The following is a 15,676-nucleotide window of genomic DNA, read 5'->3' on the forward strand; positions in this document are numbered from 1 at the left end:
CCGGAGGCTGAGCCTTGGATTTCGACTTCCTCGCGTTCGAGGGCCCGCTGGCGCAACGCGGCATCGGCGTCATCGCCCCCTTCGACCTCGCGCTCGAGCGCGAGCTCTGGCGCTGGGTGCCGATGGAGGTGTCCCTCCACCTCGCCCGCACGCCGTACGAGCCCGTGCCGGTCAGCATGGAGATGGCCCGCCTCGTCAGCGACAGCCACCACCTGGCCGGCGCCACCCGCGACGTGCTGCACGTCGAGCCCGAGGTCGTCGCCTACCTCTGCACGTCGGGCAGCTTCGTCAACGGCGTCGACTACGAGCGCTCGCTGACCAAGGCGATCTGCGACGCCGGCGCACCGGACGCCGTCACCACCTCGGGCGCGCTGGCCGAAGTGCTCCACCAGCTCGACCTCCACCGCGTCTCGGTGCTCACGCCGTACGACGCCGACCTGACCCGCGCCCTGCACGACTTCCTCGCCGAGCTGGACGTGGCCACCGTGGCCAGCGACCACCTCGGCCTGGGCGGCGGCATCTGGAAGGTCAGCTACCGGACCATCGCCGAGCGCATCCTCGCCGCCGACCACGGCGACGCCGAAGCGATCTTCGTCAGCTGCACCAACCTCCCCACCTACGACCTGATCGAACCCCTCGAAACCGCGCTCGGCAAACCGGTGCTCACCGCCAACCAGCTGACGATGTGGGCGTGCCTGCGCCGGATGAACCTCCCCATCGTCGGACCCGGAAGGTGGCTCCGTGCCGTGTCGTGACGGTGTTCCCTTGACCTGCCCTCTAGGATTGTCGACAATTTGCGTCCCCTCCGGAGGTTCCGTGACCACCATCGGTTTCATCTACCCCGACCACGCGGCCGAAGACGACTACCCGCTGGCCGAGCAGCTGCTCGGCGGCACGGCCGTCGACGAGGGCGACATCCGGCTGGCGGTCGAGCACATCTACGGCACCGACAAGCACGCGGTGGCCGAGCTGCTGGACCTCGGCAGCGAAGCCCGCCTCGCCGACGGCGCCGCCCTCCTCGCCAAGCACGAGCCCGCCGCGGTCATCTGGGCGTGCACCAGCGGCAGCTTCGTCTACGGCTGGGAGGGCGCCCGCGACCAGGCCGACCGCCTCGCCGCCGTCGCCGGGGTCCCGGCTTCCAGCACCTCCTTCGCGTTCGTGCACGCCGCGCGGGCGCTGGGCGTCAAGCGGGTCGCCGTCGCGGCCAGCTACCCCGACGACATCGCCCGGCTGTTCGTGGACTTCCTCGGAGCCGGCGGCATCGAGGTGGTCTCGATGGCCAGCGCCGACATCGTCACGGCGGCCGAGGTGGGCGCGATGAGCCCGGAGGCCGTCGTCGAGCTCGCCGTCGGCCACGACCACCCGGGCGCCGAGGCGGTGCTCGTGCCGGACACCGCCATGCGCACCCTCGGCGAGATCAACGCCGTGGAGGCCGCGCTCGGCAAGCCCGTGCTGACGGCCAACCAGGTCACGGTCTGGGAGGGCCTGCGCCTGACCGGGCAGCACCGGCTCGTCCGCTCGCTCGGCGCACTCTTCCGGCACCTGCCGGGCGGGAGCGCTTGAGATGGCGCTGCCGCCGGGCATGCTGCCCGAGATCGAACCGGTGAGCCGCGAGTCGACGGCCGCCGTGATCGCGCGCCAGCTGCGTGACGCGATCATGACGGGCGCCCTCCCGCCCGGGACCCAGCTCGGCGAGACCGAGCTGGCCGCGCGGTTCCAGGTGTCACGGGGGCCGCTCCGGGAAGCCATGCAGCACCTGGTGTCCGAAGGGCTGCTGCGGAGTGAAAGACACCGCGGGCTGTTCGTCATCGACCTCGAGCCGGGCGACGTCTACGACATCTACGCGGCCCGGTCCGCGATCGAGCGCGCCGCCATGCTGCGCGCCCTGCGCGGCGGCGACCGCGAGCGGATCGCGCACGTGCTCGAGCAGACCGTCGCCGAGATGGCGACCGCGGCGAGCGAAGACGACCCGAGCGCGCTCTCCACGGCCGACCTGAAGTTCCACGAGGCGCTGATCAACGCCTCAGGGAGCAAGCGCCTGGTGCGGATGGCCCGGACGCTGCTCATCGAGACGCGGATGTGCCTGACGGCGTTGCAGAGCACGTACCAGCGGGTCGAGGAGCGCGTAGAGGAGCACACGAAGCTGATCCAGGCCCTGCGCGAGGGCGACGAGGAGACGGCGCTGACCCTGCTGGAGGCCCACATGGAGGACGCCGTGCAGCGGCTCGCGCCGGGCACGAGCCTGAAGGACGGGGAAGCACCACCGGTGCCGGGAACCGTGTGACCGGAGGGTCGGCACACGTGCTTGCGGGGCCGACTCGCGTGATTGGGCAGCCGACTCGCGTGATTCAAGGGTCGACACGCGCACCCCGCCGGACGACACGCGTACCCAGGCGGACGACACGCGTACCCGGAGGGACGACACGCGTACCCGGGCGGACGACACGCCCGGCCGGGGCTGGGACTTGCGTGACTGGGCGGGCATCTCGCGTGACTGGGCGGGCATCTCGCGTGACTGGAGGGGCATCTCGCGTGACTGGGTGGGCTTCTCGTGGGGGTGGGTGGGGTCAGTGGGCATGGCGGGGTCCCAGGACGGGCTGGCCGGCTCGGCCGTCGCGGTAGTCGGGGGACCAGGGGAAGCGGCCCTTGGCGTCCGCGTGGACCACTTGCAGCGCACGGATTTCCGGGCCGTACAGCGCGGCCGCGAACACCAGGTGGGCCGACGGCTCCGCGAGCTCCACGACTTCCAGCAGGCGGCCGTCGTCCAGCGGGATGCGGTCGCCCGGCCCTGGTGGTGAATCGTGCAGGACGTGGGCGGCCATGGCGTTCAGCAGGGTGCCGGCCGCGAGGATCGGCAGGCCGGTCACGACCAGCTCCGGCAAGCCGTACCCGCTCAGGCCGATCGTGTAGGCCCAGGACGGGTACGGCCCGGTTCTCTCCACTCCCTGCACCAGCCAGCCCCGGGCGGCCACGCCGCCGCGAAGCCGGTCCAGGAAACCGGATCTGTCCCGGTTCTCACACTCGAAGCACATCGGTGTCTCCTCCCCCTCGGTGGGCTCGTGGTCCACCGTGCCGGAGGGCACCGACAAAAACTCAGCCCAGCGCTTCGGCCACCGCCGTGCCGAGCCGTTCTGTGGTATCCGTGCCGCCGAGGTCGGGCGTGCGGACCCGGCCCTCGTCGAGCACCCGGTCCACTGCGGCGCGGATCGCCTGCGCCGCAACGGTTTCGCCCAGGTGTTCGACCAGCATCGCGGCGGCCAGGATCTGCGCCACGGGGTTGGCGATCCCCTGCCCCGCGATGTCCGGAGCGCTCCCGTGGACCGCCTCGAACATCGACGGGAATTCACCCGATGGGTTGATGTTGCCGGACGGTGCCATGCCGAGCCCGCCGGTGATCGCGGCCGCGAGGTCGCTCAGGATGTCGCCGAAGAGGTTCGACGCCACCACGACGTCAAGCCGGTCCGGTGCTTGGACCATCCGCGCCGCCAGGGCATCCACGTGCATCTGTTCACTGTGGACATCCGGAAACTCCGCCGCGACCTCGGCGAAGATCTCGTCCCAGAACGGCATCGAGTGGATCAGCCCGTTGGACTTCGTCGCCGAACAGACCCACGAGGACCGCGTCCGGGCCAGTTCGAACGCGTACCGGATGATCCGGGTGACGCCGACCCGCGTGAACACCGACTCCTGCAGCACGAACTCGTCCGGACGGCCGGCGTTGTGCCGTCCGCCGATCGCCGAGTACTCCCCTTCGGAGTTCTCGCGGACGATGACCAGCTCCAGCTCCTCGGCCTTCCGCCCGGCCAGCACGGACGTCGTCCCCGGCAGCAGCCGCACCGGCCGCAGGTTGACGTACTGCTGGAACGCCCGCCGCAGCGGGATCAGCAGGCCCCACAGGGAAACGTGGTCCGGGACGCCGGGGAAGCCGACCGCGCCGAGCAGGATCCCGTCGAAGGCCGAGAGCTGCGCGACCCCGTCGTCCGGCATCATCGCGCCGACCCGGGCGTACCGCTCGCAGCTCCAGTCGAATTCCGTCCACTCCAGGGAGAACCCGAACAGCGCGGACGCCCGGTCGAGGACCTTGCGGGCCTCGACCGTGACGTCCACGCCGATCCCGTCGCCGGGGATGCTCGCGACGCGGTAGCTCGTCACAGGGCCACCGCGATGTACTTGGTCTCCAGGAACTCGTCGATGCCGACCGAGCCACCCTCGCGGCCGAGCCCGGACTGCTTGATCCCGCCGAACGGCGCCGCCGGGTTCGACACGATGCCCTGGTTGAGCCCGATCATCCCGGCCTCCAGAGCCTCCGAGACCCGCAGCGCGCGCTTGAGATCGCTGGTGAAGACGTAGGAAACGAGCCCGAACTCGGTGTCGTTGGCCTTCGCCACGGCCTCTTCCTCGGTGTCGAACGGCGTGATCGGGGCGACCGGCCCGAAGATCTCCTCGTGCGTCAGCCGCGCCTCCTGCGGGACGTCGGTGAGCACGGTGGCCGGGTAGAAGTGGCCCGGCCCGTCGACCTCCGAGCCGCCGGTGAGCACCTTGGCGCCGCGGTCGGTGGCGTCCTTGACCAGCTCGGTCACCTTGTCGACGGCGTTCTGGTCGATCAGCGGGCCGACCACGACGTCCTTCTCGGTGCCGCGGCCCACCGGCAGGGCCTGCATGCGCTCGGTCAGCCGCCGGGCGAACTCCTCGACGACGCCGCGCTGCACGTAGAACCGGTTCGCCGCGGTGCACGCCTCGCCGATGTTGCGCATCTTCGCCTGCATCGCGCCCTCGATGGCCGCGTCCATGTCGGCGTCGTCGAAGACCAGGAACGGCGCGTTGCCACCCAGTTCCATCGACGTGCGCAGGACCTTGTCGGCGCACTGCTCGAGCAGCTTGCGGCCGACCCCGGTGGAGCCGGTGAAGGACAGCTTGCGGGCGCGGCCGTCCCGGATCAGCGGCTCCATCACGCCGCCGGAGTCGCTGGTCGTGACGACGTTGAGCACGCCTTCGGGCAGGCCCGCCTCGGCCAGGATGCCGGCCAGCGCGAGCATCGACAGCGGCGTCTGCGCGGCGGGCTTGATCACCGACGTGCAGCCCGCGGCGATCGCCGGGCCGATCTTGCGCGTGCCCATCGCCATCGGGAAGTTCCACGGCGTGATCAGCAGCGTCGGCCCGACCGGCTGCTTGGTGATCAGGAACCGGCCCGCGCCGTTCGGGGCGGTCGCGTAGCCGCCGCCGATGCGGACGGCCTCTTCGGCGAACCAGCGGAAGAACTCCGCGGCGTAGGCGATTTCGCCCTTGGACTCGGCGAGCGGCTTGCCCATCTCGAGGGTCATCAGCAGTGCCAGCTCTTCCTGGCGCTGCATCAGCAGTTCGTAGGCGCGGCGGAGGATCTCGCCGCGCTCGCGGGGGGCCATCTTCGCGAAGTCCGCCTGGGCCGCGACGGCGGCGTCCAGCGCCGCGACGCCGTCCGACGGCGAGGCGTCGGCGACGTGGCAGAGTTCCTTGCCGGTGGCCGGATCGACCACCGGGAAGGTCTTCCCGTCCTGGGCGGCGACCCACTTGCCGCCGATGAACAGTTCCTTGCCGACCGCCTCGACGACGCCGGACTCGGTGCTCGCGCTCATCCCGACTTGCTCCTCACGTGTTGTCCCCACGGCCATGCTATGGATATTGTCAACAATCGACAACCTGATCGGACCGACCGAGGAGCACGCTGTGGCTCAGCTCTCTCCGCTGCTCAAGCAGGCAACGCCCGTCGTGGTCGACCACGGTGAAGGGGTTTACCTCTACGACGTCGAGGGCAAACGCCACCTCGACTTCACCGCCGGCATCGGCGTCACGAGCACCGGGCACTGCCACCCCCACGTCGTGCGGGCCGCGCGGGAGCAGATCGGCAAGCTCGTCCACGGCCAGTACACGACGGTCATGCACAAGCCGCTCCTCGAACTGACCGAGCGCCTCGGCGGCGTCCTGCCGAGCGGGCTCGACTCCCTCTTCTACGCGAACTCGGGCAGCGAAGCCGTCGAAGCGGCGCTGCGGCTTTCGCGGCAGGCGACGAAACGCCCGAACGTCATCGTCTTCCAGGGCGGCTTCCACGGCCGGACCGTGGCGGCGGCGAGCATGACGACGTCCGGGACGCGGTTCAGCGCCGGCATCGGCCCGCTGATGGCGGGCGTGCACGTGGCCCCGTTCCCGTACGCCTACCACTACGGCTGGGACGAGCGGACGGCGACGAAGTTCGCCCTGCGCGAGCTGGACTACCTGTTCCAGACCGTCTGCGCGCCGAACGAGACCGCCGCGTTCTTCGTCGAGCCGGTGCTCGGCGAAGGCGGCTACGTCCCGGCCAACACCGAGTTCCTGGCCGGGCTGCGCGAGCGCGCGGACCGGCACGGCATCCTGCTGGTCGTCGACGAGATCCAAACCGGGTTCGGCCGCACCGGGAAGTTCTGGGGCCACGACCACTTCGACGTCTCCCCCGACGTCGTGCTCATCGCGAAGGGCCTGGCGAGCGGCTTCCCGCTGTCCGGCATCGCCGCTTCGCAGGAGCTGATGGCGAAGGCGTTCCCGGGGTCGCAGGGCGGGACGTACGGCGGCAACGCCGTTTCGTGCGCGGCGGCGATCGCGACCCTCGAGGTCATCCAGCAGGAGAACCTGGTCGAGAACGCCGCCGAGCGCGGCCGCCAGCTCCTGGAGGGCGCGCGGGTGATCGCCGACAAGACGCCGTCGATCGGCGAGGTGCGCGGGCTCGGCCTGCTGGTCGGCTCGGAGTTCACCACCCCCGACGGCGAACCGGACACGGCCACCGCGCAGGCCGCGCAGCAGGCGGCGTCGAAGAACGGGCTGCTGCTGCTCACCTGCGGGCCGTACATGAACGTCGTCCGCATGGTGCCGCCGTTGGTCGTCACCGCCGAGCAGGTCGACGACGCGCTGCGGATCTGGGGAGACGTCGTCGATTCGGTCACGGGGAGCTGATCATGGCCCGGTACATCACGATCACCCTCGACAAGCGCGGGGTCTCCTGCCGCGCGCGGCTGCTCGACGACGAGGCCCCGCGGACCTGCAAGGCGGTCTGGGACGCGTTGCCGCAGAGCGGTTCCGCCTATCACGCGAAATACGCGCGCAACGAGGTCTACACGCTCGTGCCGCCCTTCGCCGAACCCAAGCCGGGCCGGGAGAACCCGACGATCACGCCGATTCCCGGCGACGTCGTCTACTTCGGCTTCGAGGCCTGGGAAATCGGCAACCCGGCCTACGGCTACGACGAAGGCAGCGAGGCGCACAGCGACCAGGGCGCGACCGACCTGGCGATCTTCTACGGGCGCAACAACCTGCTGATCAACGGCGACGCGGGCTGGGTGCCCGGCAACGTGTTCGCCACGATCGAGGAGGGCCTGGCCGAGATGGCGGCGGCCGCGCAGGACCTTTGGCTGCGGGGCGTCGAGGGCGAGACGCTCTCGTTCGCGCGCGCCTGATTCCCTTACCTCCCAACGCCCCGCCGGGTGCGGCTGCCGCACCCGGCGTCCCGGCCGGCCCGTTGCCGCCACCCGAAAGGGTGATCATCGACAACTTCACCTTTTGTGGCTGGTGATCACCGGATCGAGTTACGCCCTTGCCCAGGGTGGCGGATCAAGGCTCGCATCACCGACAGTGATAATTCCCCGGCCTGCTACCCAAAGTGGTGGACGACCGATCAGGGCACCCCGGGCGAAAACACGAAGGGATTACGTGTTTAGCATGGGAAGATTCCGCGGCCTCGAGTTCGGCCGGGAATGACTTTTTGACAGGGTGCCAGCACGGTGAAAACCTGATTCCGTACCTCGCGAGGTGCACTCCAGGGAATCACTTTTCATTCGAACAGGAGCCATTCCATGCAGATGTTCGCGCAGCACGCCCACCACGCCCACGACATCCTGACCGGCGCGCTGGCGCACCTCGCCCACGTCCTCGGCTGGCTCGTCTGAGCCGGAACTGCCGGGCCCGGCCGCGGAAAACCCGCGGCCGGGCCGCTTTTCATCCCAGTGCGCTCAACCGCTCGAAATCGGCGTCGGAAAGCTCGATTTCCGCGGCAGCGCAATTCTCTTCCAGGTGCGCGATCGACGACATCCCCGGGATCGGGATCACCACCGGCGAACGGTGCACCAGCCAGGCGAGGGACACCTGAGCGGGCGTCGCCCCGACGTCGGCCGCGACCTTGCCGAGGACACCGCCCGCGGTCGCGTGGCGACCGGAGGCGATCGGGAGCCACGGGACGAACGCCACTCCCTCGCGCTCGCAGTAGGCGAGCACGTCGTCGGACGCGCGGTCGGTCAGGTTGTAGCGGTTCTGGACACTCGCGATCGGCGCGATCGCCCGCGCCTCGGCCAATTGGGCGACGGTGACTTCGGACAACCCGATCCGGGCGACCTTGCCCTCGTCCCGCAGCCGGGCGAGGGCGCCGACCTGGTCGGCGAGCGGCACCTGCGGGTCGACCCGGTGCAACTGCAGCAGGTCAAGCCGCTCGACGCGCAGGCGCCGCAACGAAAGTTCCGCCTGCTGCCGCAGGTATTCAGGCCGGCCGAGCGGGACCCACTCGCCGCGGCTGGGGCGCGCGTGCCCGCACTTCGTCGCGATGAGCAGCCCGGGGTACGGGTTGAGCGCGTCGGCGAGCAGCTCTTCGTTCAGGCCCAGGTCGTAGGCGTCGGCGGTGTCGAAGAACGTCACGCCGAGTTCGGCGGCACGGCGGGCGACGGCGTGGGCGCCGTCCTTCACGTGCTCCCATTCGGTGAGCCGCATGGCCCCAAAACCCAGGCGGTGCACGGAAAGACCGTCTTCGAAGGTGTACGTCGTGGTCATGGCGGAAGCTTCGCCGCCGTCGCTGTCACCCACCAGAGATTTAGTCTGAGCTAAATCCATCGGCGCCCGCCTCCGCGCCCCGGTAGCGCGAACAGACTCGGCAAACCACGCGACGGCTACCGGCTGGGCCGCCGTCGGGCTCGCCACGAGGTTCGTCGGGTAGGCCGGCGTCGACGAAGCCAAGGAAGCGATTTTCTAGAGCTCCCTCGGGCACGCCGCGTCTTCGCCGTCCAGGACCCGATCCTGCCGGGTGCCAGGACGCGCCGAACGCGGAAACCGACCTTGCGAGCACCTCCGCCCTAGAACATGAAAAACCTTCATGGCGGCGTACCGCCGGTACGTACTACGCTGCGGTAACCACAGCGACGGCGCGGAGGAGAGAACTGCCGATGAGCGACGTGGCAGCACGCCTGACCGAGATCGTCGGGGGCGGGAACCTGCTGACCGGCGAGGCGATCTCGGAGGACTACGCGCACGACGAAGCGCTGACGGCGGAGCCGCAGAAGCCGGCGTACGTCGCGAAGCCGGCAACGGCCGAAGAAGTCGCGGAGCTGCTGAAGGCCGCTTCGGAGTACAACGTGCCCGTGACCGCCCGCGGCTCCGGCAGCGGGCTGTCCGGGGCGGCCCGGCCGCAGGCGGACGGGCTGCTGATCTCCTTCGAGCGGATGAACGCCGTCCTCGAAGTCGATACCGGCAACCACGTCGCCGTCGTGCAGCCCGGCGTCACCCTCGCCGAGCTCGACGCCAAGACCGCCGAAGCCGGGCTCGGTTACACCGTCTACCCCGGCGAGCTGAGCGCGAGCGTCGGCGGGAACGTCGGGACCAACGCCGGCGGGATGCGCGCGGTCAAGTACGGCGTCACCCGCAACAACGTGCTCGGCCTGCAGGCTGTGCTGCCGACCGGCGAGATCATCCGGACCGGCGGCAAGACGTCGAAGATCTCCACCGGCTACGACCTCACGCAGCTGATCATCGGCTCCGAAGGCACCCTCGCGCTGGCCACCGAAATCACCGTCAAGCTGCACCCGCGGCTGGCCCACGGCGCCACGGTGCTCGCGCCCTTCGGCGACTTCGGCCAGGTGATGGCCGCCGTGCCCGCCATCCTCTCCAGCGGGCTCGCGCCGCACATCCTCGAGTACATCGACAACCTCACGATGGCGGCGATCGTCTACAACGAGAAGCTCGAGCTGGGTGTCCCGGACAAGATCCGCGAGACCAGCGAGGCCTACCTCGTGGTGGCACTGGAAAACCGCGAGACCGGCCGGCTCGAGGAGGACGTCGAGACCGTCGGCGAGCTGCTCGGCGAACTGGGCGCCACCGACGTCTACGTCCTGGAAGGCAACGCCGCCCGCAAGCTCATCGAGGCCCGCGAAAAGGCTTTCTGGACGGCGAAGGCGGCCGGCGCCGACGACGTGATCGACGTCGTCGTGCCGCGGACCGCGATGCCGCAGTTCATCGCCAAGGCGCGGGAGCTCGCGATGGCCGCCGGCGGCGGCGCGCTCGGCTGCGGGCACGCCGGCGACGGCAACGTCCACCTCGGCATCTTCTGCAAGGACGACGCCAAGCGGAAGCAGCTGCTCACCGACATCTTCGCCTACGCCATGGAACTCGGCGGCGCGATCTCCGGCGAGCACGGCCTCGGCCGCACCAAGGCGCACTACCACTCCGAACTGGAAGACCCGGCGAAGATCGAGCTGATGCGCCGGATCAAGCAGAGCTTCGACCCCGCCGGGATCCTGAACCCCGGCGTTCTCTTTCCCGAAGGAACCGCATGAGTGAAATGAACGGCGCCCAGTCCCTGATCCGCACGCTGGTCGACGCCGGCGTCGAGGTGTGCTTCGCCAACCCCGGCACCTCGGAGATGCACTTCGTCGCCGCGCTCGACACGGTCCCGGAGATGCGGGGCGTGCTCGCCCTCTTCGAAGGCGTCGTCACCGGGGCGGCCGACGGGTACGCGCGGATCGCGGACAAGCCCGCCGCGACGCTGCTGCACCTCGGTCCCGGCCTGGGCAACGGCCTGGCGAACCTGCACAACGCACGGCGCGCGCACACGCCGATCGTCAACGTCGTCGGCGACCACGCGACCTACCACAAGCAGTACGACGCGCCGCTGGAGTCGGACATCGAGGCCGTCGCGGGCTCGCTGGAAGGCTGGGTGCGCCGCTCGGAGCACACGAAGGACGTCGGGGCGGACGCCGCCGCCGCGGTCGCCGCCGCCCAGGACGCGCCGGGCCGCGTCGCCACGCTGATCCTGCCCGCGGACGCTTCCTGGGGCGAGGGCGGCGAGACCTGCGCGCCGATCCCGCCGCGCGTGCCGCAGGCCGTCGACGCCACCACCGTCAAGGACATCGCCGCGGTGTTCGGCACCGGCGAGCCGGTCGCGCTGCTCATCGGCGGCAGCGCGTGCCGCGAGGACGGCCTGCGGGCCGCGAGCCGGATCGCGGCCGCGACCGGCGCGAAGGCGTTCGTCGAGACGTTCCCGGCGCGGCTGGAGCGCGGCGCCGGGCTGCCGTCGATCGAGCGGCTCGGCTACCTCGCCGAGCAGGTCGCCTACCAGCTCGACGGGATCAAGCACGTCGTCGTCGCGGGCACGAAGGCGCCCGTGTCGTTCTTCGCCTACCCCGGCAAGGCGAGCGATCTGGTGCCCGAAGGCGCCCAAGTGCACACGCTTGCGGCGGTCGGACAGGACGTCACGCGCGCGCTGACCGAGGTCGCCGATCTGGTCGCCGCGGACACCGAGCCCGTGCTGGCTCCCGAGGCGCGGCCCGCGCTGCCCAGCGGGCCGCTGACCCCGCAGAACTGGGTCGAGGTGATCGGGGCGCTGCTGCCGGACAACGCGATCATCGCCGACGAGGCCAACACGTCCGGCCTGCTGCTGCCGATGGCGACGGCCGGCGCGCCGCGCCACGACGTCCTGACGCTGACCGGCGGCGCGATCGGCTACGGCATGCCGGTGGCCACCGGGGCGGCCGTCGCGGCACCGGACCGGCCGGTGCTGAACCTGCAGTCCGACGGCAGTGCGCTGTACACGATCTCGGCGCTGTGGACGCAGGCGCGGGAGAACCTGAACGTCACGACCGTGCTGCTCAACAACCGCGCGTACGCGATCCTCCGGATGGAGCTGCAGCGCGTCGGCGCGGTTTCGGGCGGCCCGAAGGCGAACGAACTGCTCGACCTTTCGCGGCCGGACATGGACTTCGTGAAGATCGCCGAGGGCATGGGCGTGCCCGCCACGCGCGCGACCACCGCCGAAGAACTCGCCGAGCAGCTCCAGCGGGCCTTCGCCGAGCCCGGCCCGCACCTCATCGACGCGGCGGTGCCCCCGCTGCTGTAGAAACGGACGACCACCCCCGAGCCCGAGAGCGTCGGATGAGCGAAGACGAACACGCGAAGCGGGGCATCGACCTCGACCGGCCGAACGCCGCCCGCGTGTACGACTACATGATCGGCGGCAGGCTCAACTACGCCGTCGACCGGATGTTCGCCGACCAGATCCTCGGGGTGCTGCCGAACGCCCGGCACATGGCGCTGGTCAACCGGGCGTGACTGCGCCGCGCGGTCCGGTTCGGCGCGGAGCAGGGCATCCGGCAGTTCCTCGACATCGGCTCCGGCATGCCGACCGTCGGGCACGTGCACGAGGTGGCGCACGCGATCGACCCGGCCGCCCGGGTCGTCTACGTCGACAACGAGCCGATCGCCGTCGCGCACAGCGAGATCGTCCTCGAAGACAACGACAACGCGGCGATGATCCAGGCCGACGCCGAGTACCCCGGCGAGGTGCTGGAGCACCCGACCACGACCGCGCTGCTGGACTTCAGCCGGCCGGTGATGGTCATCATGGCGGCGTTCGTGCACTTCGTCCCCGACTCCCGGGATCCGGCGGGCCTGATCGCGCGCTACCGCGAGGTGCTGACGCCCGGCAGCCTGCTCGCGCTGTCGTCGGGGACGTGGGAGGGGCAGGGCGAGGAGACGAAGCGGTCGGTCGCGCTCTACGAGAAGAGCGGGACGCCGTTGACGCTGCGCTCCGCCGACGAACTGCGGGCGCTGGTGCACGGGTTCGAGATCCTGCCGCCCGGGATCGTGTTCACGCCGGAGTGGCGCCCGGACGACCCGCTCGAAGACCCGCCGGAACAGTCGGGCGGGCTCGCCTTGGTGGCCCGCAAACAACGGTGATGACCGGCCAACACGCGGCCCGCGCGGTCCCGTGGTGAACTGGTGGTCCGCAGGAACCGGTGCGCCGGCTTCCACTATTCTCGCGGCACACCTGACTCCAGGAGCGGCGGATGAGCGAAGACGAGTACGCGCGGCGGGGCATCGACCTCGACAAGCCCAACGCCGCGCGCGTGTACGACTACATCCTCGGGGGCCAGCTCAACTACGCCGTCGACCGGATGTTCGCCGAGCAGGTGCTGGCCGCGCAGCCGAACGCGCGCGAGCGGGCGCGGCTCAACCGGCAGTGGCTGCGGCGGGCCATCCGGTTCGGAATGGATCAGGGCATCCGGCAGTTCCTCGACATCGGCTCCGGCATGCCGACCGTCGGGCACGTGCACGAGGTGGCGCACGCGATCGACCCGGCCGCCCGGGTCGTCTACGTCGACAACGAGCCGATCGCCGTCGCGCACAGCGAGATCGTCCTCGAAGACAACGACAACGCGGCGATGGTGCACGCCGACGCCGAGTTCCCCGACGACGTCCTCGAGCACGACACCACCGAGATGATGCTGGACCTGGACCAGCCGGTGATGGTGGTGATGGCGCTATTCGTGCACTTCATCCCGGACGAGCGCGACCCCGCCCGGCTGATCGCCGCCTACCGCGACGCGCTCGCGCCCGGCAGCTACCTCGCCCTGTCGTCCGCCACCTACGAGCAGCAGAGCGACGGCACGGCCCGCGCCGTCGCGATGTACCAGAAGAGCGCGAACCCGGTGACACCGCGCTCGGCCGACGAGCTCCGGGCCCTGGTCGACGGCTTCGAGATCGTCGACCCGGGCATCGTGTTCATCCCCGAGTGGCGGCCGGACGACCCCGCGGAAATGCCGCCCGACCCGGCGGAGTGCGGCGGCCTGGCTCTGGTGGCGCGCAAGAACTAGCCCGCCGTGACACGTCTTCACCTAAGGTGGCCTCCGGCACGTTAGGCTTTCACCGGGCAGAGGCCCAACGAGAAACCGGGGGTAGAGGGTGATGAAGAAGCTTGGCGCGAGGGTTCTGATCGGCGGAATGGTCGCAGGAGCCGCCATGCTCATCGGCGGGCCCAGTGCCGGGGCGGCGGAAGCCGCTTCTTCCGCCGGCGCGAAAGTCATGTCCGAATGGGTGTACGTCGACTGGTTCTCACGGCTGTCCTGGTGTCAGGACCGCGGTAAGGCCGAAGTCAACCAGAACGGCGCACTGGGCTACAGCTGCCAGCCGTTCGGGGACCTCTGGGAGCTGTGGGTCCAGCGGCCGTGACTGCTAGGCGGCGCCGACCAGGGTCGGCGCCGCCTGCTTCCTCGGGACCAGCGACGCCAGCAGGGCACCCGCCAGCGCGGCGAACGCGGCCACCGCGAACGTCGCGCGGAAGCCGGACAGGGACGGCACCGGCAGCCCGCCGACGGTGATCGTCAGCTGGGCCAGCATCGCCGCCATCACCGCGCTGGAGATCGCCGTGCCGACCGAGCGCATCAGGGAATTGAGCCCGTTCGCCGACGCCGTCTCGGTGACCGGCACCGACCCCATGATCAGCGCGGGCATCGCCGCGTACGCGATGCCGACGCCGGCGCCGATGATCACCGACGCCGTGATCAGCTCGGCCGCGTTGTCCATCAGCACGATCGCGAACGCGTACCCGGCGGCGATCACCAGCGCGCCGCTGATCAGCGTCGGCCGCGGGCCGAACCGGGTGATGAGCCGCGCGGAAACCGGCGAAAGCAGCATCATCACCAGGCCGTTCGGGGCCAGGGTGAGGCCGGACTCGACCATCGTCTGACCCAGCCCGTAGCCGGTCGACGCCGGGGCCTGCAGCAGCTGCGGGAACGACAGCGCCATGGCGTACAGCGCGAAGCCGACCATGATCGACGCGAGGTTCGTGAACAGCACCGGCCGGCGCGCGGACACCCGCAGGTCGACCAGCGGATCGCGGCGGCGCAGCTGGTAGGCGCCCCAGGCGAGCAGGACGACGACGGCGGCCGCGGCCAGCCCGAGCGTCGGCGGGCTGGTCCAGCCCCAGGTGCCGCCCTTGACCACCGGCAGCAGCAGGCAGAGCAGCCCGGCGGCCAGCCCGAACGCGCCGAAGTAGTCGAACGGCGCGGGCGTGCGCAGCGGCGACTCGGGCACCACGGTGAGGATCAGCAGCGCGCAGGCCAGGCCGAGCCCGGCGGCGGTCCAGAAGAGCACGTGCCAGTCGGCGTTCTCGGCCACCACGGCCGCGACCGGCAGCCCGATGGCGCCGCCGACCCCGAGCGTCGCGCTCATCAGCGAGATCGCGCCGCCGACGCGTTCGGGCGGCAGTTCGTCGCGCATGATGCTGATGCCGAGCGGGATCACGCCCATCGCGCAGCCCTGCAGCCCGCGGCCGAGGATCTGCCACGGGAGCGCGCTGGTCGTCGCGGACACGACCGAACCGGCGATGAGCAGCCCGAGGCTGACGAGGATCATCCGCCGTTTGCCGTAGAGGTCGCCCAGACGCCCGCTGACCGGCGTGATGACGGACGCGGCCAGCAGCGTCACGGTGACCACCCACGACGCGTCGGCCGCCGGGACGTTCAGCAGCCGCGGGAAGACCGGGATCAGGGGCACGACCAGCGTCTGCATGAACGACGCGACGAGCCCGCACGAAGCGAGCACGACGACGACCGCGCGGCCGGAACGGGATACCACCACA

At 70.7% G+C, this 15,676-nt stretch carries 14 protein-coding genes and 1 pseudogene; 10 read left to right on the forward strand and 5 right to left on the reverse strand.

Annotation, left to right across the window (positions count from 1 at the left end):
• Positions 1-14 precede the first annotated feature (14 nt).
• The 3 genes from DV20_RS05950 to DV20_RS05960 all read left to right on the forward strand — a co-directional run bounded on the left by DV20_RS05950 (position 15) and on the right by DV20_RS05960 (position 2,284).
• Entirely contained in the window at positions 15-755 is a 741-nt protein-coding gene (locus tag DV20_RS05950) for a maleate cis-trans isomerase family protein (RefSeq protein WP_043777001.1), read from the forward strand.
• 61 nt (positions 756-816) lie between these two features.
• Positions 817-1,563, forward strand: a complete 747-nt coding sequence (locus tag DV20_RS05955) for a maleate cis-trans isomerase family protein (RefSeq protein WP_043777002.1) — start codon at positions 817-819, stop codon at positions 1,561-1,563.
• Between the two features lies 1 nt (position 1,564).
• Positions 1,565-2,284, forward strand: coding sequence for a GntR family transcriptional regulator (locus DV20_RS05960; protein WP_043777004.1), 720 nt, complete (start codon positions 1,565-1,567; stop codon positions 2,282-2,284).
• Between the two features lie 283 nt (positions 2,285-2,567).
• Here DV20_RS05960 and DV20_RS05965 read toward each other — a convergent pair whose 3' ends face one another.
• The 3 genes from DV20_RS05965 to DV20_RS05975 form a co-directional block, all read right to left on the reverse strand.
• Complete coding sequence (locus DV20_RS05965) at positions 2,568-3,032, reverse strand: DUF4262 domain-containing protein (protein WP_043777005.1); 465 nt, start codon at positions 3,030-3,032, stop codon at positions 2,568-2,570.
• Positions 3,033-3,093: 61 nt separating this feature from the next.
• The gene (locus DV20_RS05970; RefSeq protein WP_043777006.1) at positions 3,094-4,152 is read right to left on the reverse strand and encodes a tartrate dehydrogenase; all 1,059 of its coding nucleotides are present in this window, start codon (positions 4,150-4,152) and stop codon (positions 3,094-3,096) included.
• Positions 4,149-5,612: an NAD-dependent succinate-semialdehyde dehydrogenase gene (locus tag DV20_RS05975; protein WP_043777008.1), complete on the reverse strand. Its 1,464-nt coding sequence runs from the start codon at positions 5,610-5,612 to the stop codon at positions 4,149-4,151. Before DV20_RS05975 ends, DV20_RS05970 begins: the two co-directional genes overlap by 4 nt.
• A 91-nt stretch (positions 5,613-5,703) precedes the next feature.
• Here DV20_RS05975 and DV20_RS05980 point away from each other — a divergent pair, with 91 nt between their 5' ends.
• Both DV20_RS05980 and DV20_RS05985 read left to right on the forward strand, forming a co-directional pair.
• On the forward strand, positions 5,704-6,960 hold the full coding sequence (locus DV20_RS05980; protein WP_043777010.1) for an aspartate aminotransferase family protein: 1,257 nt from the start codon (positions 5,704-5,706) through the stop codon (positions 6,958-6,960).
• Between the two features lie 2 nt (positions 6,961-6,962).
• A complete protein-coding gene (locus DV20_RS05985) occupies positions 6,963-7,460 on the forward strand; it encodes a DUF3830 family protein (protein WP_003079597.1) in 498 nt (165 codons plus the stop codon).
• Between the two features lie 538 nt (positions 7,461-7,998).
• On the opposite strand, the gene DV20_RS05990 is transcribed toward DV20_RS05985, so the two are convergent.
• Positions 7,999-8,820 carry an aldo/keto reductase gene (locus tag DV20_RS05990; protein ID WP_043777241.1) on the reverse strand — a complete coding sequence of 274 codons (822 nt, stop codon included), beginning with the start codon at positions 8,818-8,820 and terminating at the stop codon, positions 7,999-8,001.
• A gap of 389 nt (positions 8,821-9,209) precedes the next feature.
• Here DV20_RS05990 and DV20_RS05995 point away from each other — a divergent pair, with 389 nt between their 5' ends.
• The 5 genes and pseudogenes from DV20_RS05995 (at position 9,210) to DV20_RS06015 (ending at position 14,265) form a co-directional block, all read left to right on the forward strand.
• On the forward strand, positions 9,210-10,595 hold the full coding sequence (locus DV20_RS05995) for an FAD-binding oxidoreductase (protein ID WP_043777014.1): 1,386 nt from the start codon (positions 9,210-9,212) through the stop codon (positions 10,593-10,595).
• A 5-nt stretch (positions 10,596-10,600) separates the two neighbouring features.
• On the forward strand, positions 10,601-12,154 hold the full coding sequence (locus DV20_RS06000; RefSeq protein WP_200876359.1) for an acetolactate synthase large subunit: 1,554 nt from the start codon (positions 10,601-10,603) through the stop codon (positions 12,152-12,154).
• 35 nt (positions 12,155-12,189) lie between these two features.
• Positions 12,190-12,993 (forward strand): annotated as a pseudogene (locus DV20_RS06005) (SAM-dependent methyltransferase).
• Positions 12,994-13,103: 110 nt separating this feature from the next.
• The gene (locus tag DV20_RS06010; RefSeq protein ID WP_043777017.1) at positions 13,104-13,910 is read left to right on the forward strand and encodes an SAM-dependent methyltransferase; all 807 of its coding nucleotides are present in this window, start codon (positions 13,104-13,106) and stop codon (positions 13,908-13,910) included.
• Between the two features lie 127 nt (positions 13,911-14,037).
• Positions 14,038-14,265 carry a hypothetical protein gene (locus DV20_RS06015; RefSeq protein WP_043777019.1) on the forward strand — a complete coding sequence of 76 codons (228 nt, stop codon included), beginning with the start codon at positions 14,038-14,040 and terminating at the stop codon, positions 14,263-14,265.
• A gap of 3 nt (positions 14,266-14,268) precedes the next feature.
• On the opposite strand, the gene DV20_RS06020 is transcribed toward DV20_RS06015, so the two are convergent.
• Positions 14,269-15,675 carry an MFS transporter gene (locus DV20_RS06020; RefSeq protein WP_043777021.1) on the reverse strand — a complete coding sequence of 469 codons (1,407 nt, stop codon included), beginning with the start codon at positions 15,673-15,675 and terminating at the stop codon, positions 14,269-14,271.
• Between the last annotated feature and the right edge of the window lies 1 nt (position 15,676).

The organism is Amycolatopsis rifamycinica, assembly GCF_000695625.1.
Lineage (GTDB): Bacteria > Actinomycetota > Actinomycetes > Mycobacteriales > Pseudonocardiaceae > Amycolatopsis > Amycolatopsis rifamycinica.